Origin of the sequence: Paenarthrobacter aurescens (genome assembly GCF_041549525.1) — a bacterium.
In the GTDB taxonomy this organism is placed as follows: domain Bacteria; phylum Actinomycetota; class Actinomycetes; order Actinomycetales; family Micrococcaceae; genus Arthrobacter; species Arthrobacter aurescens.
Window position 1 is genome coordinate 3,080,254 of sequence record NZ_CP157456.1, and the last position, 24,438, is coordinate 3,104,691.

The window sequence follows — 24,438 nt, forward strand, 5'->3', positions numbered from 1 at the left end:
GCGTGCGTCGACTCCCCTCCGAGCCCAGGCCGGACTGGAAGCAGAAGATCGAAGAACAGGGCCTGGTATTTTCCACTACCACCATGCCCGATGGCCGGAACATCGAGTACTGGAACGAATCGGCCTACTACGAATTCACCGAAGACGAAGTGGAAACCCTCGAGAAAACCGCCGAGGACATGCACATCATGTGCCTGGAAGCCGCGAAGTACCTGGCCACCGGGGCCATGGGCGATATCGGCATCGGGCAGCAGGCTCTGGAACTGGCCGGGGAATCGCTGCAGGCCGGGGACATGGATATCTATGGCCGCTTCGACTTCATCTATGACGGCAAGGGTGGTCCGGCCAAGATGCTGGAGTACAACGCCGATACCCCTACAGGGCTGATCGAGGCATCGGTGGCCCAGTGGTTCTGGTTGCAGGACGTCTTCCCGGAGAAGGACCAGTGGAACGGAATCCATGAGGCCCTGATCCGCCAGTGGAAGAAGCTCCAGTTCCGCACCGGCATGAGTACTTTGCATGTTGCCCACTCCGAGGCGGAGGAATCCGGCGAGGACTGGATGACGGCGGCGTACATGCGCGACGTTGCGAGCCAGGGTGGTTGGACCACCATCGGGATCAATATGTCCGATATCGGATGGGACCCCAACCTGAACCGGTTCGTGGACCTGGACAACTTCATGATCAGCACCATGTTCAAGCTGTACCCGTGGGAGCTGATGATGAAGGAGCCTTTTGGGCACCGTCTCCTCCAGCGTGCCCACAACCCCCGCTGGGTTGAGCCGGCCTGGAAAATGCTGCTGTCCAACAAGGCATTGCTGGCTGCCCTCTGGCACCTCTACCCCAACCACGAGAACCTGCTGCCTGCCTACCTTGGCGATCCCGGTCCTCTTAAGGAGTGGGTGGCCAAGCCCCTGCATGGCCGCGAGGGAGACAACATCCGCATTCACGCCCCGGGCATCGAGATCCAACAGCCGGGTGGTTATGGTCGCGAAGGCTGGTGTTTCCAGCAGTACCACTCCCTCCCCGACTTCGACGGCAACCATCCAGTCCTGGGTTTGTGGGTAGTGGATGGCGAATCCGTGGGTTGTGGAATCCGCGAATCCGACGGACCCATCACGGACTACTTCTGCCGCTTTGTCCCCAACACCATTGACGCCCCGGCGCCCATCGCGCCCCCTGCTACTTCCTACGGAGCTGCACTATGAGCACAGAAACCTCGACGCCGGGTGGCGGCTCAGCGGGCGGCGACCGTACCGCCGTCGTACCTTCCAAAGGCCTCCACGCAGGGATCCTGGACCTGGGTGACTCGGTCATGCTCGGCCTTGCTTCCACAGCGCCGGTCTATTCCCTGGCCGCAACACTGGGGCTCATTGTTGCCGTCAACGGCAACTACACTCCCCTGATCCTTATCCTCGGGTTCATCCCCGTGCTGTTCATCGCCTATGCGTTCCGTGAGCTCAACAGCGCCATGCCGGATTGCGGCACCACGTTCTTCTGGGCCCGCAAAGCCTTCGGTCCGTGGGCTGGTTGGCTGGGCGGCTGGGGAGTGGCACTGGCGGGTGTGGTGGTGCTGGCCAACCTCGCGCAGATCGCGGGCAAGTATCTGTGGCTGCTGATCGGCGACGGTTCCCTGGCGGACAACACGTGGCTGGTGACCGCCACTGGTGTGCTGTTCATTCTGTTCATGACGTACGTGAACCACCGCGGCATCCGGTTGGGCGAGCATGTTCAGCGAACCCTGACCTACATCCAATACATTTCACTGGGCATCTTCGCGGTAGCCATTGTTTTCCGGATCGCCGGAGGGGCCCCTGAAGGGCAGGCCTTCGACTTCGAGTGGTTTAACCCTGCCGGCGCTTTTGCCGATCCCGGCGCCGTGGTGCACGGTGTGCTGCTGGCGCTGTTCATATACTGGGGCTGGGACACGTGCCTGGCGCTGAATGAGGAGACGGAGAACCCTGCCAAAACCCCCGGGCGCGGCGCTGTAATCTCGGCCACCGTCCTGCTGGCGATCTACGTCTCCGTGGCTCTCCTGGTGATGATGTACGCAACGATCGGTACTGACGGTATTGGCCTGGGCAACGAAGCCAACCAGGACGACGTCTTCCTGGCCATGAAGGATGTTGTGCTGGGACCTTGGGGCTGGCTGATCATTGTGGCTGTGCTTGCCTCCGTCCTGTCCTCCACACAAACCACCATCCTGCCCACTGCCCGCGGAACTCTTTCCATGGGTGTCCACGGCGCGCTTCCTCCCCGGTTCGGCAAGGTCCACGAGCGCTTCATGACTCCGGGCTTCTCCACCCAGATCATGGGTGCGGTAGCGGTGGTCTACTACGTTGCCATGAGCTTCCTGAGCGAGAACCTGCTCTCGGACTCCATCAGTGCCATCAGTTTGTTCATTGCGTTCTACTATTCGCTGACCGGTTTCTCCTGCGTGTGGTTCTTCCGTTCCACGCTCCGGGATTCGGCCCGTAATTTGTGGTTCCGTGGCATCCTGCCGTTCCTGGGCGCACTGTCTCTTGCCGCCGCGTTCTTCATCTCCGCAGTCCAGATGTGGGATCCGGCCTACGGGGACACCCAGATCTTTGGCATCGGTGGAGCGTTCGTCAGCGGCGTGCTGTTGTTGGCTTTGGGCGTTGTTTTGGCGGTCGTTTGCCGCTTCGCACCCTCCACCCGGGGTTACTTCACCGGTGAGCGGGCCGAGATTGGAGTGGTGCGCGGCGAGTAGGCCGCGCTCCTTCCCGGTTATGTGTCCCGAAAGGGCCGGAACCTCCGTGTGACACGGGCGTTTCCGGCCCTTTCGCGTGGGCGCGCCGGAACCAACCGGGGAGGAACGCAGCGTTGGCCGCTTAGGATGCTGGAATGAGCGATTCAACGGCGAACACCTCCGACGTCCTTGCCCTCGATTCCCTGCTGACCGGGGACGAGCTGGCCCTCCGCGAGCGGGTCCGGGACTACACCGTGCAGCGGATCCGTCCCAACATTGCCCGCTGGTACGAGGACGCTCATTTCCCGCGCGAGCTCGCAACGGAGTTGGGCGAGCTCGGCGTCCTCGGTATGCATTTGGAGGGCTATGGCTGCCCCGGCCGCACCGCCGTCGAATATGGTCTTGCAGCCATGGAACTGGAGGCCGGAGATTCGGGGATCCGCACTTTCGTCTCGGTTCAAGGTTCACTGGCCATGACGGCCATCCATAAGTGGGGATCTGAGGCGCAGAAGGAGCAGTGGCTGCCGCGGATGGCTGCCGGCGAACTGATCGGCTGTTTCGCCCTGACGGAACCGAGTGCCGGGTCTGATCCATCCTCCATGACAACCTTTGCCCGCGAGACGCCCGATGGCTGGGTTCTGGACGGCGCCAAACGCTGGATCGGCCTGGCATCCATGGCGGACGTCATGGTGGTGTGGGCAAACACTGAGGACGGCATCCGAGGTTTCCTGGTCCCCGCCGGAACATCCGGTGTGACCGCGACGCCCATTGAGCCAAAGCTCTCCATGCGCGCTTCCATTCAGTGCGATGTAAAATTCGACGCCGTGAGGTTGGGTCCTGAGGCGATCCTCCCGGGTGCTTTTGGGCTTCGGGGACCGTTCTCCTGCCTGAACGAGGCGCGCTACGGGATCGCGTGGGGCGCCATGGGCGCGGCCCGGGATTCCTATGAGGCTGCGTTGGAGTACGCCGGGAACAGGCTCCAGTTCGGCCGTCCGTTGGCCGGCTACCAACTGACGCAGGAGAAGCTGGTGAACATGCTGGTGGAGATCCAGAAGGGCACCCTGCTGGCTCTCCATCTGGGCCGGTTGAAGGACGCCGGCCAACTTCAGCCGCAGCAGATTTCACTGGGCAAGCTGAACAATGTCCGCGAGGCCATCAGGATTGCCCGGGAGGCCCGCACCATCCTGGGCGGTAACGGCGTCACGCTGGATTACTCGCCATTGCGGCACGCCAACAACCTGGAGTCGGTGCGGACGTATGAGGGCACCGATGAGGTCCACACGTTGATACTGGGCCAGCACATCACGGGCATCGGGGCCTTCCGCGGCTAGCCCGCCGGGCGCATTTCAGGCCGTTCTAAGCGCTCAGGACGGCCTGAGCTGCTACGTACTTGGGGGCTCGGGGAGGATCACCAGGTTGAAGTAGCCCCGCAGTCCCTTGACCACATCCACCTCGTCGGGAGCCAGCAGCCATTGGGTCTGCAGGCCGTCCCATAGGGCAACCAGGGACATGGCCGCCAGGTCAGGATCGACGCCGGGCCGCAGCCTGCCTTGGGCAGCCAGCTCGGCAAAGCGCAGTGCGTAACTCTTGCGCAGACGTTCAAACCGTTCAGTGAAGTAGACCCGCCCTGGGTGGGAATCGGTGACTGATTCGGCGCACAGAACGATGTACAGCTCAACAACGCCGGGAATGTTCTCGTTGAAGAGCGCCGTCCGGATCACTGAATCCACCAAGCCTTCTTCCATGTCATCAGGGAAGGCATCGCCGGTGATTTCGTCACGGCGCTCCAGGACTGCCATCAGCAGATCACGCTTGGACGGGAAGTAGTGCAACAGGCTGGTTTGGCTCAACCCCACTTTGTCCGCCACGCCTTGGAGTGAGCCCCCGCGGTAACCGTGGGCAGCAAACACCTCGTGGGCGGCATCAAGGATGGTCCGCCGCCGTTCCTCGGATTTTGCGTAGGGGCCCCGCCGCGCTGCGCGGCCCACGTCCTTTGTGGTCATGGCTAGCCAGTGTACATGCGTGCCAGGACTCAAAACTGAAATTCGAGTAACCACTCGAATTTTCTGTTACCGTGGTCACACTTGCCGCGGCGGGACCTTCGAATCCAAGCCTGCGTCATCGTCAACCTGACACGAAGAGGTGAAGGCTCATGACCCGATTCACGCGAAGACAACTCCTGGGCGCAGGCCTGGGAACAGCAGCCATGGGCCTGCTGACCGGGTGCGCAACTCCAGGAACACAGTCCGTCAACGCTGCACCCACCATCCCTGCCGCTGGTGCGCCCGTCCGGCTCACCTACTGGGCGTGGCTGAAGGATTTCCAGAACGTCGCTGACGTCTGGAATGCCCAAAACCCCAACATCCAAGTAGATGTGGTGTGGATTCCGGGCGGCAATGCCGGCGGTTACCAGAAGCTCTACTCCGCCCTCGCAGCTGGCGGCGGGCCTGACCTGGCACAGGTGGAGTTCCGGTCCATTCCGGAATTCATGCTGGTCAACGGGCTGGTGGACCTGAGCCGCTACGGCGCCAATGACCACGCCCATCTGTACGATCCCACGCTGTGGAAGCAAGTCAGTTACACCGGTGGCGTCTACGGGATCCCCCAGGACGCAGGCCCCATGGGGATGTTCTATCAGCCGGCCATCCTGGACAAAGTGGGCGGGTCCGTTCCGAAAACCTGGGACGAGTGGGCTGCCGTTGCCGCCGAGCTTCGCTCCGTGGACAGCTACCTGGACTGCTTCCCCATCAGTGACGCCTCTCCGTTTGCCGCTTTCGCCGGTCAAGCAGGAGCCCAATGGTTGCGCCCTGAGGCTGATGGCTGGGTCATCAACATGACCGACGACGCCACGCTCAACACCGCGCGCTTCTTCGACAAAGCGATCGACGACGACCTCGTCACCACCGCGTACGGGGCCTTCTCCCCCGGCTGGTTTGCAGCTGCTGCCAAGGGCGGTATTGCCTCCACCATTACCGGCAGCTGGGGCGATGCCCTGGTCCAGGGCGTCAGCGGTTCCGAAGGCAAATGGCGCGTCGCCCCCATGCCCACCTGGAACGGTACAGGGTTCGGATCGAGCTATCTTGGCGGCTCCACCGCTGCAGTCCTGGCCAACAGCAAGCACCCCAAGGAAGCACTCGAGTTTGCGGTGTGGCTGACCACAACCAAGGAGGGGATCGACGCCGGAATCAAGAACAGCGGCATTGGCTGGTCCCCCAATCCCGACTTCATCGGCACGGATCGGCAGCAGCCATCGGCGTTCTTTGGCGGCCAAAGCTACAACGAGGAAGTCTTTGTCCCCGCTACCCGGCAGCAGAACCCTGACTGGTCCTGGTGGCCGATTACCCAGCAGTCCTTCAACATCCTCAGCGACGGTTTCCGCAAGAAGGCCTTCGGCACCTCACTGGTTGACTCCGTTGCAGCTTCCGAGCAGCAGATCATGACCGTCTTCAGGAACAAGGGCCTGACCATTCGAAAGGAAACGGCATGACCACCACCCGCACCGCACCCACCGTGCAGCGCCCCGCCGCCCCGGCTGGCGGAGGCAAGCGTAACGGTGCTGCCGCCCGCGCCCCGTGGCTCCTTCTGGCACCGTTCCTGGGGCTCTTCGTCCTGACCTTCCTTTTACCCATCGTGGTGGCCATCATGTCCAGCTTCACCAAAGTGACCCGCAACGGGCTCTTCGGCGAGGCGGGCGTGACCAGCGAGTTTGCCGGTTTCAGCAACTACGCCCAGGCCTTGGCCGACGGCAGCTTCGTTGCCTCCATAGGCCGCATGCTGCTGTTCGGTGTAGTCCAGGTGCCTGTGATGATCGTCCTGTGCACGGCGCTGGCCCTCATGCTCGAATCGGCGTCGGCAAAATGGCCGGGCTTCTTTCGTGCCGCCTACTTCCTTCCCTATGGCGTCCCCGGCGTCATTGCCACCATCCTGTGGTCCTTCCTCTACGTGCCGGGGCTGAGCCCGCTGTTTGACGTGGCCAAGGTGGTTGGGCTGACCCCGGATTTCCTTGGCGCCAACAGCGTGCTGTGGTCAATCGCCAACATCGTCACGTGGAGTTACACGGGGTACAACATGCTGATCATCGTCGCGCAGCTCAAAGCCATCCCGGTGGAGCTCTACGAGGCAGCCAAAGTGGACGGCGCCTCCACGTGGCGCGTGGCCCGGAGCATCCAACTTCCGTTGATCCGCCCGGCCCTCATGCTCACCACGGTGTTCTCCATCATCGGAACCCTGCAGCTTTTCGCTGAGGCCCAAGTCCTCAAAACGGTGGCACCTGCAATCGACAGCCAGTACACGCCGAACCTCAGCGCCTACACAACAGCTTTTGCTTACAACGACTACAACGTCGCTGCAGCCCAGTCGGTCATCATTGCCGTGGCCGCGTTTGCCCTTTCCTTCGCCTTCCTTGCCCTGACGAACAGGAAGTCCTCATGACCGCCACAGCCACGAAGCCCACCTCCGCACCGGTCCGCAGCAAAGCTTCTGTGGGCCCGGACCGTTCAGCCGGACGACGCCGGTCATCCACCATCATTGTCACCGCACTGTTGGTGGTGGTTGCTTTGTACTTCCTGATACCCGTCTACTGGGTGTTCGTGGCGTCCACCAAGTCCACGGCCGATCTTTTTTCCACCAACGGTTTCTGGTTCGCCCCCACGTTCTCTTTGTGGGAGAACATCGGGCGCGTGCTCAGCTACGACAACGGCATTTTTGGCCGCTGGTTCCTGAACTCTGCAATTTATGCGGGAGTGGGCGCTCTTCTGGCCACCTACTTTGCCGCAGCCGGTGGCTATGCCTTGGCCAAGTACCAGTTCCGCGGCCGCAACCTGGTGTTCGGCACCATCCTGGGCGGCGTCCTTGTTCCCGGTACAGCCACTGCCTTGCCGCTCTTCCTGCTGTTCAGCCAGATGGGCCTGGCCAACACGTACTGGAGCGTGCTGCTGCCATCGCTGGTGTCCCCCTTCGGCCTGTTCCTTTGCAGGATCTACGCCCAGGCCACTGTGGACACCTCGCTGATAGAGGCCGCCAGGATTGACGGTGCGGGAGAGCTCCGGATCTTCCACACCATTGGCCTTAAAGTCCTGACTCCTGCTCTGGTGACAGTGTTCCTGTTCCAGTTGGTGGGCATCTGGAACAACTACTTCCTGCCGCTTGTGATGCTGTCCGATTCCGAGCTTTACCCCATCACGCTTGGCCTGAACAACTGGTTGAGCCAGGTTGACCGTTTGCCCGAATTCTATGAACTGACCACGGGCGGGGTGCTGCTTTCCATCATTCCGCTCAGCATCGCCATGGTTGTCCTGCAGCGCTTCTGGCGTGGCGGGCTGACAGAAGGAGCCGTTAAATAATGACCACGTCATTGGACGCCAGCTACATCACTGACACAGGTCCGGGCACCGGCAGGAGACTCCCGGCCCGCTCATGGTTGCACACAGATGCACCAACCCTGTCCTTGAACGGGCAGTGGCGCTTCCGACTCCTTCCGGGCGCTCCCGGTACACCCGGCGGCCGCGGTGTTCTTCCCCCGGGTGAGGCTATCGAAGGCGTGGGCGAAGAGACCTTGGACCACTCCGGCTGGGAGCAGATCCCGGTCCCAGCACACTGGGTCTTGCAGGGTGAAGGCCGCTACGGAAGCCCCATCTATACCAATGTGCAGTTCCCCTTCCCCACGGATGCGCCCCACGTCCCGGATGAGAACCCCACGGGGGATTACCGCCGAAGCTTTGATCTCCCCACGGATTTCAAGGACGCCGAACGTCTGGTGCTGAGGTTCGACGGCGTCGAATCCCGTTACAAGGTTTGGCTGAACGGCGTTGAGATCGGTGTGGGAACCGGTAGTCGCCTGGCCCAGGAATTCGACGTCACGGAGGTGGCGCGCCCAGGACATAACGTATTGGCTGTCAGGGTCCATCAATGGTCGGCCTCGAGCTACGTGGAGGACCAGGACCAGTGGTGGATGCCCGGCATCTTCCGCGACGTCACTCTGCAGGCCCGCCCGCGGAAGGGCATCGACGACGTCTGGTTGCGAACGTCCTACACCGACGGTTCAGGCATCATTGACCCTGAAATCACCGCAAATAACGCCGCCTACCCGGTTCGGCTGTCAGTTCCGGAACTGGACGTCGACGTCGTCTGGGACTCCCCTGCCGACGTCGCCCCGGTGGCGATCACCGGCGTCGAGCCCTGGTCCGCAGAGGTTCCGCGCCTTTACAACGCAACGGTGCAAAGCCAAGGCGAAACCATTTCGCTGCGTCTGGGTTTCCGCACGGTGGAGATCAAGGGCGATCAGTTCCTGGTGAATGGAAAGCGCGTGGTGTTCCATGGGGTGAACCGTCATGAGACGCATCCGGACCGCGGCCGGGTGTTTGATGAAGACTTTGCCCGTGCAGACCTCGCGCTGATGAAGCAGTTCAACGTCAACGCCATCCGCACCAGTCACTACCCGCCACATCCTCGTCTGCTGGATATCGCGGACGAGATGGGTTTCTGGGTGATCCTCGAGTGCGATCTTGAAACGCACGGCTTTGAGCGGCACGGCTGGGTAGGCAACCCCAGCAATGATCCCGCCTGGCGCGAAGCCTACGTGGACCGGATGGAGCGCACGGTGGAGCGGGACAAGAACCACCCCTCAATCGTCATGTGGTCCTTGGGCAACGAGTCCGGAACGGGCGCCAACCTCGCCGCGATGTCCGCATGGACCCACGCCAGGGACGCGGGCCGCCCGGTCCATTATGAGGGCGACTACACCGGCGCCTACACGGATGTTTACTCGCGCATGTACTCCTCTGTGCCTGAAACCGAGGCAATAGGCCGCGACGATTCCGGCTCGCTGCTGCTGGGCTGCTCCGCGGCCGAGTCCGCACGTCAGCGCACCAAGCCGTTCATCCTGTGCGAATATGTCCACGCCATGGGAAACGGGCCCGGCGCCATTGACCAGTACGAGGACCTGGTGGACCGCTACCCGCGGTTGCACGGCGGATTCGTCTGGGAATGGCGGGACCACGGCATCCGTACCACCACGGACGACGGCACAGAGTTCTTCGCCTATGGCGGTGACTTCGGCGAAGTAGTCCACGACGGCAATTTCGTGATGGACGGCATGGTCCTCTCCGATTCCACGCCCAGCCCGGGGCTTTTTGAGTACAAACAGATCGTCGCTCCCCTGCGCCTGGGCTTCACCACGGAAACCCACGACGACGACACTCGCCGCTTCGTCTCCGTCACCAACCTGCGGCACACCGCCGACGCCTCGGACGTGGTGCTTCGGTGGCGCACGGAGGTGGACGGCGTACCGGGTGCCTCCGGCGAACTCGACCTTGTCGCTGCCTCCGGAGAGCCGCTTCCCGCAGGGCATTCGGCGCTGATCGAGTTGCCGGAGCGTGCCGTTGCGGAAGTTGATGCATCGGGCGAGCACTGGCTGACCGTAGAGGTGGCGCTCCGCAAGGACGCACCATGGGCTGAGGCCGGGCACGTCATCTCTGCTGCGCAATTGCAGCTGGGCACAGCGCTTCCCCGTCGGAGCGCTCCTCGCCCCTTGTCTCCGGCCGGACGGGCGTCCTCCGCGGATTCGGGAACCATCACCCTGGGCACGGCGGTCTTTGAATCCGGCCGGCTGGTGTCCCTCGCAGGACTGCCCGTGTCCGGGCCGCGCCTGGAGTTGTGGCGCGCACCCACGGACAACGACGCCGGGGCAGGCCGCGGCAGCTACGACCTCGCCGATCCTTGGCTCAACAACGGCGATGGCGTTGCCGCGCCTTCCATGGAAAAGGTGTGGCGCGATGCCGGCCTGGACCGGATCACAGGCCGGGTGGAGGAGATAACCGCCAGCGATGCCGGCGTTGTGGTCCTGACGCGCTATGCCGCAGCTGACACCGCACTATGGGTCTCGGTAGAGGAGAAATGGCAACTGTCCGGTGAGGACTTGTGGCTCAGCCTGGACATTGTTCCCAGCTCCGGCTGGGACATCATCTGGCCCCGGGTGGGCGTGCGTTTCGACCTCCCCGGAACGGTGGATGGCGCCTCCTGGTTCGGCGCCGGACCCCGGGAGTCCTATCCGGACAGCATGCACGCAACGCTCGTTGGCCGTTACTCGGCGGGTATCGACGAACTTTCGGTGAACTACGCCAAACCACAGGAAACCGGGCACCGCAGCTCTGTCCGGTCCCTGGACCTTCAAACGGCCGGCGTCCCATGGCTGGGGCTGGAGGCCCTCCCGGACTCCCGCGGACGGCTTCCGGGTTTCACGCTCTCCAGGCACACGGCGCATGAGATCTCTTCCGCGGCGCACCCGCACGAGCTACCGGCAAGCACGGGCAGCTATCTGTACCTCGATGCCGCCCAGCACGGGCTCGGGTCCAGGGCTTGTGGGCCGGACGTCTGGCCGGACTACGCGCTGCGTCCTGAAGCACGGACGCTCACGTTCCGGATCACCGGAGCAGACTAACCCCTGCGTTGTGAGGCCCGCTTTGCGCCCTTCCACACAGGAATACCCCGCAGAGCGGGCCCCACAACACGCACCCCCTGCGTTGTGAGGCCCGCTTCGCGCGCTTCCACACCGGAAAACCCCGCAGAGCAGGCCCCACAACACTCACCCCCTTGCGTTGCGGGGCCCGCTTTGCGCCCTTCCACGCAGGAATACCCCGCAGAGCAGGCCCCACAACGATCACACGACCGGGACGGGTTCCTTTTTCACGGCGTCCTTGCGGATGGTTGCACTGATGACCGCAGCCACGGTGCACATGGCAGCCGCTCCCAGCCAGGCGTAGTTGTAGTGCCCGGTGGCGTCGCGGATGAACCCGGCCAGGAGTGCGGCCACTGCGGCTCCAAGTTGGTGGGCTGCGAACACCCAGCCGAACACCACAGAGCCGTCAGCGCCGAACACCGAACGGCAAATCGCCGCAGTAGGAGGGACGGTGGCAACCCAGTCCAGCCCATAGACCACCACGAAAATGATCATGCTCGGCTCCACGGACGAGCCCAGCAGCAACGGCAGCACCAGCAGGCCGATCCCCCTGAACTGGTAGTACACGGCCAGCAGGACTTTGGGATTGAACCGGTCCGTCAGCCACCCGGACGCAATGGTCCCCACGATGTCGAAGATCCCGACGACGGCCAACAGTCCTGCCGCCGTGGTTTCGGGCATGCCGTGATCGTGTGCAGACGGAATGAAGTGCGTGCCGATCAGTCCGTTGGTGGTTGCCCCACAAATCGCGAAACCCGCTGCCAAGGCCCAAAAAGTGCGGACCTTGCTGGCACGTTTGAGGACCTGCAAGGCGCGGATTGCCGCGTTCGGGGAATCCCCCGAGCCCGGCAACGTCACCACAGCGGCGGGTTTGCCTGGCGTCGTGCCGGTTGTCCCGCCGTCGGCCGCTGAAGCGGCAGTCTTCGGGGCCGCAGGTTCCGTGGCCGCAGCCTCCGTGGCGCCATAAGGCAACACCCCGACGTCGGCGGGCGAGTTCCGCAGCCACCGCAGCACCAGCGGGACTACGGCGAGCGCCCCTGCTGCGATAAGCAGCGAAGCACCACGCCACCCCGGGTTCTGGGCAAGCGCCGCAATGAAGGGCAGGAACACCAGTTGGCCGGCCGCACTGCCGGCGGTGAGGATGCCGATCACCAAGCCGCGGCTCTTGGCGAACCACGTGTTGGCGATGGTGGCGGCGAAGACGAGGGCCATGGAACCTGTGCCCAGGCCGATCAGCAGCCCCCACGTGAGCAGGATCTGCCAGGACTGATTGACGAAGACGGTCAGGGCGGAGCCGAGCCCGATCAGGCACAACGCCAGCGAGGTGACTTTGCGGATACCGAAGCGCTCCATCAGGGCGGCCGCGAACGGTGCTGTCAAGCCGAAAAGGACCAGGTTGATGCTCACGGCCAGGGACAGCACCGTGGTGGACCAGCCGAACTCCTGCTGCAGCGGGACCATGAGCACGCCCGGCGCCGCCCGGAATCCTGCCGCCCCCACCAAGGCCAGGAAGGCAACGGCTGCCACGATCCATGCCGGGTGGAGGCGGCGGGTCTTGCGTGTTTTGCTGCTGGGCGTCTTGGTGTCCTCGGGCGGTGTGCCTGTGACTTCGGCGGTCATGCGGGGATCTCCGTTTCACGGGGTGCGATTGCAGTCGGTACGGCTTCACGTGGTGCGATTTCACGTGGTGCGACAGCGAGTGGGACTGGGTGCCCGCTGCGTTTGAAGCTGTGCCAGCTGGTGTTGGCCGCCGTCAGCGGGGTGCCGCAGTGGGTGCACGTATCCGCCGAGAGTGTGGCTTGCCCGCAGTCGGTATGGATGACTTTCATGTGGGACACCTCGTTGGGGGCGTCCAGGTGTTTCTCGGCCCAGATGATGATGGCGTTGAGCACGGGAAGGGCGTCCTCCCCTTTAGGTGTGAGGACGTATTCCTGCCGTGTCCGGGCGCCATCCTGGTAGGGGCGCTGGGTGAGCAGCCCGGCGTCGAGTAGCCATCCGAGGCGTTTGCTGAGGACGGCATCGGCTACTTGGAGTCGTTGCTTGATGGAATCGAACCTGCCGTTGCCGAAGAAGATCTCGCGAAGGACCAAGCTCCCCCAGGGGTCGCCAAGGACATCCAAACCACGGGCAAGGCTGCACGTGCGGGCAGACCAGTCAGAACGAAGAGGCATGCGCCCAAAATTAGCTGACTTCTCTAAAGAAAGCCAGATGTTACTTCGAGCCCGCGGCAAGACACCCCCGCCGGTTTGCTTCGCTTTCATCCGTGGTTCACCGGGCATGCCTACGCTGTCCCAGTCGACTCAGACCACGAAAGGCACCCCTGAATGTCCCCGAATATCCCAGACATGGTGAATCGTTCTACCAACGGAAGCGACGGCCTCTCCCGTCGAGGCTTCCTGGGCACGGCAGCAGCAGCGACGGCGCTCGCGGCAGCCGGCTCGCTCCTTCCGCCATCAGTGCAAGCCGCAATGGCCAAGCCGGTCCCGCCCGGAAGCCTGCAGTCCATCAAGCACGTGATTGTCCTGATGCAGGAGAACCGATCCTTTGATCACTACTTCGGCGCGCTGCGTGGCATCCGGGGCTACGGCGACAAATCCGTAACCCGCCTGCCCAACGGCAAATCCATGTTCGAGCAGCCCCGGGCCACCGGTGAAACCGTCCTGCCCTTCTCCCTCCGCAAGGCCGCGGAACTCGCCGGCAGGCCGGGCTCGGACATCCAGTACCTGGGCGACCTGGACCACTCCTTCAACGGGACAACCACCGCCTGGAACAACGGTTGGTGTGATAAATGGATTCCGGCGAAGAGTGCCTCCACCATGACCTTCTACGAGCGCCAGGACATCCCTCTGCAGTACGAGCTGGCAGACACTTTCACCATCTGCGATGCCTACCACTGCTCGGTCAACGGCTCCACCAACCCCAACCGGAACTATCTTTGGAGCGGCACAACGGGCAACGAGCCTGGCAGCACCAAACGCGCCGTAACCAACGCCGCCTACAGCTATGATCACAGCGGCTACGACTGGACCACGTACCCCGAGCGTCTGGAGAAGTCCGGTGTGTCGTGGAAGATCTACCAGGACTGGGACAACTTCACCGACAACGCCGTGGAGTATTTCCAAACGTTCAAAGCCATTGGCCGTAAGATGCTGGAGGCGGTGGACGGGAACCTCAGGACCACCGAAGAGTTCTATGACCACCTCGCCGGGAAATCTGCCGCCGAGCAGGACCGTCTCCTCGCCCAGCTTGAGCAGGGCCGCGCCGCCCTCACAGAGGCGGAGCGCTCGCTGTTCGATAAAGCCATGTGGCGTGGCCGCCCGGACACTCTCTTGGAACGCCTCGGAGCGGACATTGCCGGGGGCACCTTGCCGAAGGTCAGCTGGCTGGTGCCGTCCGCAGCCGACTCCGAACACCCGGGCGCTTCCACGCCCTTGGGTAGCGCCAACTTTGTCTACCGGCTCCTGGACACCGTGGCCAGCAACCCTGACACTTGGGACAGCACCGCCATCTTCCTGAACTTTGACGAGAATGACGGCTACTTCGACCACGTCCCGCCACCTGTCCAGCCGCGTCCAGCGTCAGGCGAGTCCACCGAGTGGACCACAGCACGTCCCATCGGCCTGGGACCCCGGGTGCCCATGACCGTAGTTTCACCATGGACGGTGGGCGGCTACGTCAGCTCGGAAGTTTTCGACCACACCTCGGTGCTTCGGTTCCTGGAGCGCTGGACAGGAGTAGAGGAACCAAACATTTCCCCGTGGCGCCGTGAAGTGTGCGGCGATCTCACAGGTGTCTTCAACTTTGATTCCCCCGGCACGCCTCCGAGCCTTGAGCACCCCGCTGCAGTTCCGGCCAAGATCAGCCGCTGGCGGCCCATTCCCCCGGCCGTCCAGGAAACCCCGATCCAGGAACCCGGTAACCGCCCGGCCCGCCCGCTCCCCTACAGGCCCCGGGTCTCGGCCACGATGCAAGCCGGAAAGCTCGCCCTCACATTTGCCAACACGGGCAGCAGCTCCACCCACTTCACCGTGTATGGGTATGCCGGCGAAGTCACCGAGCCCCGGCACCTGGACGTCCTGGGCAAGCAGAACCTGGACCTTCCAGTCAGCTCGGGCACCTTCGACGTCGTCGTCACCGGTCCCAACCGGTACCAGTACGAGCTCAAAGGCACGACGGCGGGCGCGGCGTCCGGCGTCGACGTCGCCGTCAACGGTGCTCGCGGTAAGAGGGACGTTGAAGTGGAGCTGCGCAACACCGGCGCAGCAACGGTGACCCTGGCAATGAAGTCGTTGCAGTATTCAGATGCCAGGGAGACCGTGAAACTCAAACCGGGACACAGCAAAAAGATCGGTTGGGAGACTTTGAACGGCTGGTATGACCTGGAAATCACCTCCGCCGAAGATCCCACGTTCCGCCGGCGCCTGACCGGCCGCGAAGAGGACGGCCGAGAGGGAGTTTCCGGCTAGAGAGTCAGCACCGGCAGCAAAAATCCGGCTCTTGTTCGTCGCCCTCGCCGTAGAACGGTGAGGAGTGCGAACAAGAGCCGGATCCCTGTAGGTCCTAGCTGATCTTGGCGAAGGCCTGCTCGAGGTCTGCGATCAGGTCCTCAGCTTCTTCAATGCCGCACGACAGGCGCAGCAGGTTGACCGGGACGGCCAGCTCAGTGCCTTTCACCGATGCGTGGGTCATCTCGGACGGGTAGTTCATGAGGGACTCGATGCCGCCCAGGGATTCGGCCAACGTGAACACGGACGTCGATTCGGCAACGGTACGCGCCGCAGCCTCGCCGCCCTTGAACTGCACGGAGACCATGCCGCCGAACTTCTTCATCTGCTTGGCTGCGAGCTCGTGCCCAGGGTGGTCCGGCAGGCCTGGGTAAAGAACAGCTTCCACCTCGGGACGCTGCAGCAACCATTCAGCCACAGCCTGCCCATTCTCGCTGTGGCGGTCCATGCGAACGCCCAGGGTCTTCAGGCCGCGGGTGGTCAGGAAGGCATCCATCGGACCGGACACGGCACCCACCGCGAACTGGATGAAACCGATCTTCTCGGCAAGTTCGGCGTCTTTGACCACAATGGCACCGCCCACAACATCGGAGTGTCCGCCGATGTACTTGGTGGTGGAGTGGACCACAACATCGGCACCCAGGGCCAACGGGGTCTGCAAGTAGGGAGACGCGAAGGTGTTGTCCACTACCAGGAGGGCACCGGCGTCGTGCGCCACGGAGGCGAGAGCCTCAATGTCCGTGATTTTCATCATTGGGTTGGACGGCGTCTCCACCCACACCAGGCGCGTCTTGTTCGCAGCAACCGCAGCGGTCACGGCGTCGAGATCAGACATGTCCACCGGGGTGTTGCCGATGCCCCAGTCCCCCAGCACCCGGTTGATCAGGCGATAGGTACCACCGTAGGCGTCATTGCCCAGCACAATGTGGTCACCAGGCCGCGCAACCGCACGGATCAGTGAATCCTCTGCTGCCAGGCCAGAGCCGAACGAGAAAGCAGCGGTGCCACCTTCCAAGGCAGCGAGCTGCTCCTGCAGGGCGTCGCGGGTGGGGTTGCCACCACGGCCGTACTCGTAGCCTGAGCGGAGGTTGCCGATGCCGTCCTGGGCGTACGTGGTGCTGAAATGCAGCGGGGGCACCACGGCACCGGTCACCGGTTCGAAGGCCTGTCCGGCGTGGACGGCGCGCGTATTGAACCCGGCGTTGTTGCTGGCAGACATGGAAGCTCCTAAAGATTCGTTCAACGGATAGGTTCGTTCAGAAATTGCAGGGGTCAGCGCGTGACGCTCAGTTGCTCAGGTACGCCAGGAGGTCGTGGCGCGTCAGGATGCCCACGGGCGCTCCGGCGAAGGTCACCATGACGGTATCGACGTCGGACAGCAGCTCACGTGCGGCGGAAATGGATTCCAGGGATCCGATGACCGGAAGCCGTTCACCCATGTGTTCGGAGACCTTGTCCGCCAGCTTCGCTTCCCCGCGGAAGAGTTTGCTGGTGAGGCTGCGCTCGTCCACTGCCCCCAAGACTTCACCCATCACCACGGGTGGCTCCTGGGAAAGCACCGGGATGTGGGAGACGCCAAACTCGTTCATGATGTTGATGACGTCACGAACGGTTTCGTTCGGGTGGATGTGGACCAAATCCGGCATCTCGCCCGTCTTGGATTTGAGGACCTCACCCACGGAGGACTCTTCACCGCCGGAGAGGAAGCCGTAGGAACGCATCCATTGGTCATTGAAGATCTTTGCCAGGTAGCCGCGCCCGGAGTCCGGGAGGATCACCACCACCACGGCTGACTCGTCCAGGTCCTTGGCAGCGTGCAGCGCAGCCACCACGGCCATGCCGGAGGAACCGCCCACCAGGAGGCCTTCCTCACGGGCAAGGCGGCGGGTCATGGAGAAGGAGTCCGCATCAGATACGGCGATGACGTCATCCGGCACTGAGGGATCGTAGTTGCCGGGCCACATGTCCTCGCCCACCCCTTCGACGAAGTAGGGCCGGCCGGTTCCGCCTGAGTAGACCGAACCTTCCGGGTCTGCGCCGATGACCTTGACCAGCCCGCCGTCGGACTCTGCGCGGTCAGCCGAGACCTGCTTGAGGTAGCGGCCCGTACCGGTGATGGTGCCACCGGTGCCCGCACCGATGACCACATGGGTGACCCGGCCGTCGGTGTCCTGCCAGATTTCCGGGCCCGTGGACTCGAAGTGGCTACCGGGGGCTGCGGGGTTGGAGAACTGATCCGGTTTGAAGGCGCCCGGGATCTCCTTGACCAAGCGGTCGGAGACGCCGTAGTAGCTCTGCGGGCTGTCGGGTGCCACGGAAGTGGGCGTAACAACAACTTCGGCGCCGTATGCCTTAAGCACCGCGCGCTTATCCTCGCCCACCTTGTCCGGCACCACGAAAATGCACTTGTAGCCCTTTTGCTGGGCCACGAGCGCCAGTCCAACTCCGGTGTTGCCCGACGTCGGCTCAACGATGGTTCCGCCCGGCTTGAGCCGACCATCCCTTTCCGCGTCTTCGATCATCTTTACGGCGATCCGGTCCTTGATGGATCCGCCGGGATTGATGTATTCGAGCTTCACGAGGACGGTGGCTTTGATCCCCTCCGTGACGTGGTTGAGCTTGATGAGCGGCGTATTGCCGATGAGGTCCAACACGGACTGGGCATACTTCATGGATACAAAGTTACCGTCTGGTCGCCCCGGAGCCTGACGCGGGGCAGCGAGGGGTTAAGTCCCGGCAGAGGTGTCGTTTTGCCACACGCCCAAAATGTTGCCCTCGGTGTCCTTGAAGTAGGCGTACCAGCCCATGGTGGGTACGGCGTCCTTGGCCTGGACCACGGTGCCGCCGGCGGACTCGATCTGTGCCAGTGCGGCGTCAAGATCGTCAACATCGATGGTGAGGATGGGAGTCTTCAGATCATCCGTGCGCGGAAACAGGGCTCCGTTGATGGCACCTGGCTCGTTGGGGGCGCCTGTCTCTTCATTGGAGGGCGCGGTGATGGCCGCCGTGTACTCCATGCCTTCCATGGGGATCAGGCTCCAGCCGAAGGCAGTCTGGTAGAAAGTGTTGGCCCTGTCCTTGTTGTCCGTGGGAATCTCGAAATGCACTACGCCGGCCATGGTTCGCGCTCCTTGTTCCTGGAATTTGTTCCTTGGATGCGGCGCGGACCACCCACGCCACATCAGGGAGTCTAGCGGCGGGTGGTTGCTGCCGTAAGGGGTTCCGGCTGCAGATTGTCAGCAGCACGTGGGACCATAAAAACATGACCATCGCAGAAGCCCCGCCCCTTGTTGCGGCCGCGGCAGATGCGGCAGTCCGGTGGCATCCCGGGGCTTCGTTCCGCTTGGATCAGACCATGTTTCCGCTCATGCGCGGCAACGCGGATCCTTCTTTCGCGGCGCACACCAGCGGTTTCTGGTTGGCTTTCACTACCCCTTCGGGCCCGGTGACACTGCGGCTCTCGGGAGGCGGGCTGGGGGCCGATACTTTTGTGGATGCCCAGGCTTGGGGACCCGGGGCCGAGGATGCCGTGGCCGGCGTTCCGGGTTTGTTGGGAGCCAATGATGATTGGTCCGCCTTCGATGACCCCGGATTCCATGCCACCCTTCCGCGCCTGGTCACGGAATCACGACGCCGGAACCTGGCTCTGCGGCTGCCCTCCACCGGGCGGATGGTTGACTCACTGGTGCCCACCATTTTGGAGCAAAAGGTCACCACCCTGGAGGCAAGGCGCGGCTACCGCTACCTGATGTACCGCTATGGAACACCGGCACCGGGCAAGGCACCCGCAGGACTCTTGGTCCCTCCCACTGCCAGGCAGTGGCTTTCCATCCCATCGTGGGAATGGCACAAGGCCGGGGTGGGTCCACAGCGCTCGGCCACGGTAATGCGGGCGCTGCAGTCCGCCGTCGCGCTTGAACGGCTGGCGGATCTCAGCTCTTCGCAGGCTGGGGCCAAACTGCAAACCATTCCTGGCATCGGGGTGTGGACCGCAGCCGAAGTGGTCCAACGGACCCATGGCTGCCCGGACTCGATTTCCGTGGGCGACTACCATCTGGCTGCTTATGTGGGGTACGCACTGACAGGTCAAAAGACCGACGACGCGGGCATGATCGAACTGCTGGAACCGTGGCGCGGGCACCGGCAACGACTGGTCCGGATGCTGTACCTCAGTGGCTTCCGCAAACCTGCTTTTGGGCCCCGGATGACGGTTCAGGATCACCGGGGCCACTGAGTTTTCATTGCGGACGGGAGCTGTCCGCAGGGGCATGGACGCACCTTCATTCACGGGTATAGCGTGGCGCTTGGGAGACATCACCTGCCAGCCATGGAGTGACCGTGATCCACACCAACAAGCTCACTAAAACCTTCACTGTGAAGAAGGAAACCGTTGAAGCCGTCAAGGGCGTGGACATCCACGTGGACCCAGGCGAGCTGGTTGCCTTCCTTGGCCCGAACGGCGCAGGCAAGTCCACTACCCTTCGGATGCTCACCACCTTGTTGAAGCCCACGTCCGGCTCGGCAACGGTGGCCGGCGTTGACGTGGCCAAGGACCCGGCGGGAGTCCGGGCCAGGATCGGCTACATAGGCCAGGGAAACGGCGGCGGCCACAGCTACCGTGTGATTGACGAGCTCATCATGCAAGGCCGGTTCTACGGCATGAACACCACGGATGCGAAAGCCCGGGCCGAGACACTTATGGCATCCCTGGACCTGAGCGATCTCGCCAAGCGCACTGTGATCAAACTTTCCGGCGGGCAACGGCGCCGCATGGACGTGGCTTTGGGGCTGATGCACTCCCCTGGTTTGCTGTTCCTGGATGAGCCGTCCACCGGGATGGATCCCCAGAACCGGGCCAACCTCTGGGAGCACATCATGCGGATGCGCGAGGAACACGGGACCACCATTGTGCTGACCACCCACTACATGGATGAAGCGGATTCCATGTCCGAACGCGTCATTGTGATCGACCACGGCACCATCATTGCCGATGACACCGCTTCACGGCTCAAAGCGAACCTCGCCGGGGACCTCCTTGCCGTTGAGGTTGCCGCCGGTTCCGCGTCCGAGGTACGGGGCTTGCTGGGCCGCGCCGCTGCCGAGGGCGACGTGGAAGAAAATGCCTACGACGGCGTGGTCCGCTTCCGCCTTCGGCTGGCTCAGGGTGCCCAGCTGGCGCCGCGTTTGTTGAAGGAAATGCACGACGCCGGTGCTCCCGCCCAGTCTCTCGAATTGAAACCGCCCACGCTGGATGATGTCTTCCTGGAATTGACCGGACGCAGCCTGCGGGAAGGAGCTGAAGTCTGATGATTGAGCAATCCATTGCCCCGGGGGTGGGCCTGCAAGAACGTGGACCACGCAGCGTAGTCACTGATACGTGGTTTGTGTTCTGGCGTGAAATGTTGCTGCCGCTGCGGGATCCTTTCTCACTGATTTTCTCCCTCATCCAACCCCTGGTGTTCCTGGGTCTGTTCGGGCCACTGCTGGGCTCGGCCGTGGGCGCCCCGGCCTTCGGAGGCCAATCGACGCTGCAGTGGTTCCTGCCTGGAGTGGTGGTGATGATCGCTCTGTTCGGCACGTCCATGACCGGTTCCAACCTTCAGTACGAGCTCATGACCGGGTCCTATGAACGGATCCTGGCCACTCCGCTCTCCCGGTCTTCCCTCATGATTGGCCGGGCCTTGAAGGAATGGGCACCCTTGGTGTTGCAGGGCCTGCTGATTTCCGTGGTCTGTATTCCATTTGGTTTCGTTTTCTACCCGATGCACGTGGTGTTGGGCTTGGTCATCCTGGGCATCTTCGGCATCGGGCTGGGTGCTTTGTCCTACGCCCTTGCCTTGGTCTCGCAAAACAAGGAGTGGATCTTCTGGGGTGTGCAGCAAACCCTGTTGTTCCCGCTGATGATCCTGTCCGGCATCATGTTGCCCATTGAAGCCGGGCCTGGGTGGATGAAGGTGGCCAGTCTGTTCAATCCCCTGACTTACCTGGTCAATGCTGAACGCGAGTTGTTTGCCGGCCGCATAGGTGTGGACACCCTGTGGGGCCTTGTGGCCGCTGTGGTGACGGCCGCCGTCGGACTTGCAGTAGGAATCCGGACCATCAGCCGCAATACCAACTGACTACGTGCCCTGCGCTCCCAGGTGCAGCCGGGAGACCGCCTCCTGGCGCATGTCCACCTTCCGCACCTTTCCGGAGACGGTCATGGGGAACGACTCCCGGACATCGATGTAGCGCGGAATTTTGTAATGGGCCAGCTTCCCACGGCAGTAGTCAGCGAGGTCCTCGGCGGTCAGGGACGGTGCGCCGGGCTTGAGGATGATGCAGGCCATCAGCTCTTCGCCATACTTTTCGTCCGGAACCCCAATGACCTGCACGTCCTGAATGGAGGGGTGCGAGAACAGGAACTCCTCGATCTCACGCGGGTAGATGTTCTCCCCACCACGGATCACCATGTCCTTGATCCGGCCCTCGATCACCACGTAACCGTCTTCGTCCATCCGGGCAAGGTCGCCGGTGCGCATCCATCCCTCAGCATCGATTGCTTCAGCTGTTTTGTCCGGCTGACCCCAGTAGCCCTGCATCACCGAGTACCCGCGGGTGCAGAGCTCGCCGATCACGCCGCGCTCCACCACTTCCCCAGACCCCGGATCAATGATGCGGCTTTCCAAGTGCGGCATTGTCCGGCCTACTGTGCTGGTCCTTTGCTCCAAGGTGTCGCCCGCGCGGGTCATGGTGGACACGGGCGAAGTTTCTGTCATGCCGTAGCAAATGGCCACGTCAACCATGTGCATCTCATCAATCACCCGGCGCATCACCTCCATGGGACACAAGGAGCCCGCCATCACCCCTGTCCTGAGTGTGGAGAGGTCATAGGAGGTGAAGTCCTCCAGCGCGAGCTCGGCAATGAACATGGTGGGCACCCCGTACAGGGACGTCCCGCCAAAATCCTGCACCGCTTCCAACGCCGCCGAGGCACTGAACCCACGGCCCGGAATGATGGTGGCCGCACCGAAGCTCAGCGCATTCAGGTTACCGATCACCATGCCGAAGCAATGGTAGAACGGCACGGGGATCACCACTCGATCATGTTCGGTGTAGTTCAGGAGCCGCCCGATCGAGTGCCCGTTGTTGAGGATGTTGTGATGCGTCAACGTAGCTCCCTTGGGGAACCCCGTGGTCCCGGAGGTGTACTGCAGGTTGATGGCATCATGCGGGTCAAGTTCCGCCATGCGGTCCCGCAGCGCTGAAGGCCCGACGCCGTCCGCCCGGGTGAGGAGTTGACCGTACGTCAGCTCGTGGTTGGCTTCCGGGACACCCGTGATGAGCCCCAGCTCCGGCGCTCCCGGAAGGAAGACGATCTCCCGGAGATCGGGACAGTTGCGGGCGGCTTCCCTTGCCATGCCCACGTAGTCGCTGAACTTGTCCGTTGGTGCTGCCACCAACATCCGCATGCCGTTCTGCTTCACCACGAACTCCAGCTCGTGGCTGCGATACGCCGGGTTCACATTCACCAGCACCGCACCGATCTTGGCCGTGGCGTATTGGAGGATGGTCCACTCAGCGCAATTGGGGCTCCAAATGCCTATCCTTTCGCCTTTGATCACTCCCATGGCGAGCAACGCGCGGGCGAGGTGATCGACGTCGTCGTTAAGTTTTTGATAGCTCCAGCGGCGGGCATCACCACCGGGCGCGGCTGCGGCCTCAATCAGCGCATCCCGCAAGGGAAAGCGGGCCGCGATGCGCTCAAAATTGGCACCAATGGTCTCTTCAAGCAGCGGGACGTCAGTGTCTCCGGCAGTGTAGGACAACATGACGGAACGCTACCAAGGGACTGCGCGCAACAGAACCGTAACCGCCTCCAGCCACGGCGTGTCCTGCCGGTAGGGTTGGAGCCATGAGTGAACCCATCGACCTGCAGGCCACCTTCATCCCCAACGAAGGCGAATTCTTCCGCGTGAAGCTCGCTTTGGAAATCGCCATCGATGAGGTGGTCAACGAGCCCGGATGCATCCGCTACGAGCTGACCGAAGCCACCGAGGAAAAGCTCGTCCTCACTGAGCGTTGGGAATCCGATGAGGCCCTGGAGAAGCACTCCAAGGGCATCGCGGTTCAGGATCTCAACGAATCCCTGAGTGCACTGCTGGCCGAACCGGTCAAGCTTGAACGGATCTGATCGCGGCAGGACTGCGAACACGCCTTTAACACACCGAGGTCGCCGGAATTTTCCGGCGACCTCGGTGTTTTTCGGCGGTTTCGAAGCCGCCGGGTGGTCTTAGTTTTCCTGAGCCTCAGCGCGGGCCTTGGCAACGTGGGCGTGGACCTCTTCCATGTCCAAGCCCTTCACGGCCTCGATGACCTGCTCAAGCTGCGGACCGTTGAGGGCACCCGGCTGCGAGAAGACGAGGACCTTCTCACGGAAAGCCATGAGCGTGGGGATGGAGGTGATTCCGGCCTCAGCGGCGAGTTGCTGCTCAGCTTCGGTGTCAACCTTCGCGAACACCACGTCAGTGTGCTTCTCTGAAGCGGCCCCGTAGGTGGGGGCAAACTGGCGGCAGGGGGCGCACCAGGCCGCCCAGAAATCCACCAGGACAATGTCATTGTCCTCGATGGTCGATGCGAACTGTTCTCCAGTGATGTCAACTGTAGCCATGCTTCCACGGTACGCGACCCCGTTCGCGAAGTCCCGTGGAAGGGCGCCCTGTTCGCTCGCCGCGTCACCGGGAATAAACGCTGATCCAGCTGATTTCCGGGTAACAGGTCCACCCCCT

At 62.8% G+C, this 24,438-nt stretch carries 20 protein-coding genes; 12 read left to right on the plus strand and 8 right to left on the minus strand.

What is annotated here, in order from left to right:
* Positions 1-2: 2 nt before the first annotated feature.
* The 3 genes from ABI796_RS14290 (at position 3) to ABI796_RS14300 (ending at position 4,041) form a co-directional block, all read left to right on the plus strand.
* The gene (locus ABI796_RS14290; RefSeq protein WP_141281743.1) at positions 3-1,208 is read left to right on the plus strand and encodes a glutathionylspermidine synthase family protein; all 1,206 of its coding nucleotides are present in this window, start codon (positions 3-5) and stop codon (positions 1,206-1,208) included.
* The gene (locus ABI796_RS14295) at positions 1,205-2,731 is read left to right on the plus strand and encodes an APC family permease (RefSeq protein WP_141281745.1); all 1,527 of its coding nucleotides are present in this window, start codon (positions 1,205-1,207) and stop codon (positions 2,729-2,731) included. Before ABI796_RS14290 ends, ABI796_RS14295 begins: the two co-directional genes overlap by 4 nt.
* A gap of 134 nt (positions 2,732-2,865) precedes the next feature.
* On the plus strand, positions 2,866-4,041 hold the full coding sequence (locus tag ABI796_RS14300) for an acyl-CoA dehydrogenase family protein (protein ID WP_141281747.1): 1,176 nt from the start codon (positions 2,866-2,868) through the stop codon (positions 4,039-4,041).
* A gap of 51 nt (positions 4,042-4,092) precedes the next feature.
* Here the strand turns inward: ABI796_RS14300 and ABI796_RS14305 are convergent, their stop codons facing one another.
* Entirely contained in the window at positions 4,093-4,713 is a 621-nt protein-coding gene (locus ABI796_RS14305) for a TetR/AcrR family transcriptional regulator (RefSeq protein ID WP_141281749.1), read from the minus strand.
* A gap of 149 nt (positions 4,714-4,862) precedes the next feature.
* Here ABI796_RS14305 and ABI796_RS14310 point away from each other — a divergent pair, with 149 nt between their 5' ends.
* Genes ABI796_RS14310 through ABI796_RS14325 form a run of 4 tightly spaced genes read left to right on the plus strand, consistent with a single transcriptional unit; the run spans position 4,863 to position 11,147 of the window.
* Positions 4,863-6,197 (plus strand): ABC transporter substrate-binding protein, encoded by a 1,335-nt coding sequence (locus ABI796_RS14310; protein WP_141281751.1) that lies wholly within the window; start codon positions 4,863-4,865, stop codon positions 6,195-6,197.
* Positions 6,194-7,141 (plus strand): carbohydrate ABC transporter permease, encoded by a 948-nt coding sequence (locus ABI796_RS14315; protein WP_141281753.1) that lies wholly within the window; start codon positions 6,194-6,196, stop codon positions 7,139-7,141. The genes ABI796_RS14310 and ABI796_RS14315 overlap by 4 nt, the downstream gene beginning before the upstream one ends.
* Positions 7,138-8,052, plus strand: coding sequence for a carbohydrate ABC transporter permease (locus tag ABI796_RS14320; protein WP_141281755.1), 915 nt, complete (start codon positions 7,138-7,140; stop codon positions 8,050-8,052). Before ABI796_RS14315 ends, ABI796_RS14320 begins: the two co-directional genes overlap by 4 nt.
* Positions 8,052-11,147, plus strand: coding sequence for a glycoside hydrolase family 2 TIM barrel-domain containing protein (locus tag ABI796_RS14325; protein ID WP_141281757.1), 3,096 nt, complete (start codon positions 8,052-8,054; stop codon positions 11,145-11,147). Before ABI796_RS14320 ends, ABI796_RS14325 begins: the two co-directional genes overlap by 1 nt.
* Before the next feature lie 219 nt (positions 11,148-11,366).
* On the opposite strand, the gene ABI796_RS14330 is transcribed toward ABI796_RS14325, so the two are convergent.
* Together ABI796_RS14330 and ABI796_RS14335 are read right to left on the minus strand one after the other, a co-directional pair.
* Positions 11,367-12,785 carry an MFS transporter gene (locus ABI796_RS14330; protein WP_141281759.1) on the minus strand — a complete coding sequence of 473 codons (1,419 nt, stop codon included), beginning with the start codon at positions 12,783-12,785 and terminating at the stop codon, positions 11,367-11,369.
* Positions 12,782-13,336, minus strand: coding sequence for a winged helix-turn-helix transcriptional regulator (locus ABI796_RS14335; protein WP_246095682.1), 555 nt, complete (start codon positions 13,334-13,336; stop codon positions 12,782-12,784). Before ABI796_RS14335 ends, ABI796_RS14330 begins: the two co-directional genes overlap by 4 nt.
* A 174-nt stretch (positions 13,337-13,510) precedes the next feature.
* On the opposite strand from ABI796_RS14335, the gene ABI796_RS14340 reads away from it, so the two are divergent.
* Positions 13,511-15,631: a phosphocholine-specific phospholipase C gene (locus tag ABI796_RS14340; protein WP_246095683.1), complete on the plus strand. Its 2,121-nt coding sequence runs from the start codon at positions 13,511-13,513 to the stop codon at positions 15,629-15,631.
* Between the two features lie 94 nt (positions 15,632-15,725).
* Here the strand turns inward: ABI796_RS14340 and ABI796_RS14345 are convergent, their stop codons facing one another.
* The 3 genes from ABI796_RS14345 to ABI796_RS14355 form a co-directional block, all read right to left on the minus strand.
* Positions 15,726-16,889, minus strand: a complete 1,164-nt coding sequence (locus tag ABI796_RS14345) for a cystathionine gamma-synthase (protein WP_141281763.1) — start codon at positions 16,887-16,889, stop codon at positions 15,726-15,728.
* A gap of 67 nt (positions 16,890-16,956) precedes the next feature.
* Positions 16,957-18,342, minus strand: a complete 1,386-nt coding sequence (locus ABI796_RS14350) for a cystathionine beta-synthase (RefSeq protein WP_141281765.1) — start codon at positions 18,340-18,342, stop codon at positions 16,957-16,959.
* A gap of 54 nt (positions 18,343-18,396) precedes the next feature.
* Positions 18,397-18,789, minus strand: a complete 393-nt coding sequence (locus ABI796_RS14355) for a VOC family protein (protein WP_141281767.1) — start codon at positions 18,787-18,789, stop codon at positions 18,397-18,399.
* 143 nt (positions 18,790-18,932) lie between these two features.
* Here ABI796_RS14355 and ABI796_RS14360 point away from each other — a divergent pair, with 143 nt between their 5' ends.
* The 3 genes from ABI796_RS14360 to ABI796_RS14370 all read left to right on the plus strand — a co-directional run bounded on the left by ABI796_RS14360 (position 18,933) and on the right by ABI796_RS14370 (position 21,789).
* Positions 18,933-19,904: a DNA-3-methyladenine glycosylase gene (locus tag ABI796_RS14360; protein ID WP_141281769.1), complete on the plus strand. Its 972-nt coding sequence runs from the start codon at positions 18,933-18,935 to the stop codon at positions 19,902-19,904.
* Positions 19,905-20,008: 104 nt separating this feature from the next.
* Positions 20,009-20,977, plus strand: coding sequence for an ATP-binding cassette domain-containing protein (locus ABI796_RS14365; protein ID WP_174754476.1), 969 nt, complete (start codon positions 20,009-20,011; stop codon positions 20,975-20,977).
* Positions 20,977-21,789 carry an ABC transporter permease gene (locus tag ABI796_RS14370; protein ID WP_141281773.1) on the plus strand — a complete coding sequence of 271 codons (813 nt, stop codon included), beginning with the start codon at positions 20,977-20,979 and terminating at the stop codon, positions 21,787-21,789. The genes ABI796_RS14365 and ABI796_RS14370 overlap by 1 nt, the downstream gene beginning before the upstream one ends.
* On the opposite strand, the gene ABI796_RS14375 is transcribed toward ABI796_RS14370, so the two are convergent.
* Positions 21,790-23,481, minus strand: coding sequence for an AMP-binding protein (locus tag ABI796_RS14375; RefSeq protein ID WP_141281775.1), 1,692 nt, complete (start codon positions 23,479-23,481; stop codon positions 21,790-21,792).
* A gap of 83 nt (positions 23,482-23,564) precedes the next feature.
* On the opposite strand from ABI796_RS14375, the gene ABI796_RS14380 reads away from it, so the two are divergent.
* Positions 23,565-23,843: a putative quinol monooxygenase gene (locus ABI796_RS14380; protein WP_141281777.1), complete on the plus strand. Its 279-nt coding sequence runs from the start codon at positions 23,565-23,567 to the stop codon at positions 23,841-23,843.
* Between the two features lie 99 nt (positions 23,844-23,942).
* On the opposite strand, the gene ABI796_RS14385 is transcribed toward ABI796_RS14380, so the two are convergent.
* The gene (locus ABI796_RS14385) at positions 23,943-24,320 is read right to left on the minus strand and encodes a co-chaperone YbbN (protein WP_091469153.1); all 378 of its coding nucleotides are present in this window, start codon (positions 24,318-24,320) and stop codon (positions 23,943-23,945) included.
* Positions 24,321-24,438: the final 118 nt, after the last annotated feature.

Coding starts and splice junctions, on each gene's coding strand:
- ABI796_RS14295 (WP_141281745.1), top strand. CDS start 1,205: ATGAGCACAGAAACCTCGACGCCGGGTGGCGGCTCAGCGGGCGGCGAC.
- ABI796_RS14300 (WP_141281747.1), top strand. CDS start 2,866: ATGAGCGATTCAACGGCGAACACCTCCGACGTCCTTGCCCTCGATTCC.
- ABI796_RS14305 (WP_141281749.1), bottom strand. CDS start 4,713: ATGACCACAAAGGACGTGGGCCGCGCAGCGCGGCGGGGCCCCTACGCA.
- ABI796_RS14310 (WP_141281751.1), top strand. CDS start 4,863: ATGACCCGATTCACGCGAAGACAACTCCTGGGCGCAGGCCTGGGAACA.
- ABI796_RS14315 (WP_141281753.1), top strand. CDS start 6,194: ATGACCACCACCCGCACCGCACCCACCGTGCAGCGCCCCGCCGCCCCG.
- ABI796_RS14320 (WP_141281755.1), top strand. CDS start 7,138: ATGACCGCCACAGCCACGAAGCCCACCTCCGCACCGGTCCGCAGCAAA.
- ABI796_RS14325 (WP_141281757.1), top strand. CDS start 8,052: ATGACCACGTCATTGGACGCCAGCTACATCACTGACACAGGTCCGGGC.
- ABI796_RS14330 (WP_141281759.1), bottom strand. CDS start 12,785: ATGACCGCCGAAGTCACAGGCACACCGCCCGAGGACACCAAGACGCCC.
- ABI796_RS14335 (WP_246095682.1), bottom strand. CDS start 13,336: ATGCCTCTTCGTTCTGACTGGTCTGCCCGCACGTGCAGCCTTGCCCGT.
- ABI796_RS14340 (WP_246095683.1), top strand. CDS start 13,511: ATGGTGAATCGTTCTACCAACGGAAGCGACGGCCTCTCCCGTCGAGGC.
- ABI796_RS14345 (WP_141281763.1), bottom strand. CDS start 16,889: ATGTCTGCCAGCAACAACGCCGGGTTCAATACGCGCGCCGTCCACGCC.
- ABI796_RS14350 (WP_141281765.1), bottom strand. CDS start 18,342: ATGAAGTATGCCCAGTCCGTGTTGGACCTCATCGGCAATACGCCGCTC.
- ABI796_RS14355 (WP_141281767.1), bottom strand. CDS start 18,789: ATGGCCGGCGTAGTGCATTTCGAGATTCCCACGGACAACAAGGACAGG.
- ABI796_RS14360 (WP_141281769.1), top strand. CDS start 18,933: ATGACCATCGCAGAAGCCCCGCCCCTTGTTGCGGCCGCGGCAGATGCG.
- ABI796_RS14370 (WP_141281773.1), top strand. CDS start 20,977: ATGATTGAGCAATCCATTGCCCCGGGGGTGGGCCTGCAAGAACGTGGA.
- ABI796_RS14375 (WP_141281775.1), bottom strand. CDS start 23,481: ATGTTGTCCTACACTGCCGGAGACACTGACGTCCCGCTGCTTGAAGAG.
- ABI796_RS14380 (WP_141281777.1), top strand. CDS start 23,565: ATGAGTGAACCCATCGACCTGCAGGCCACCTTCATCCCCAACGAAGGC.
- ABI796_RS14385 (WP_091469153.1), bottom strand. CDS start 24,320: ATGGCTACAGTTGACATCACTGGAGAACAGTTCGCATCGACCATCGAG.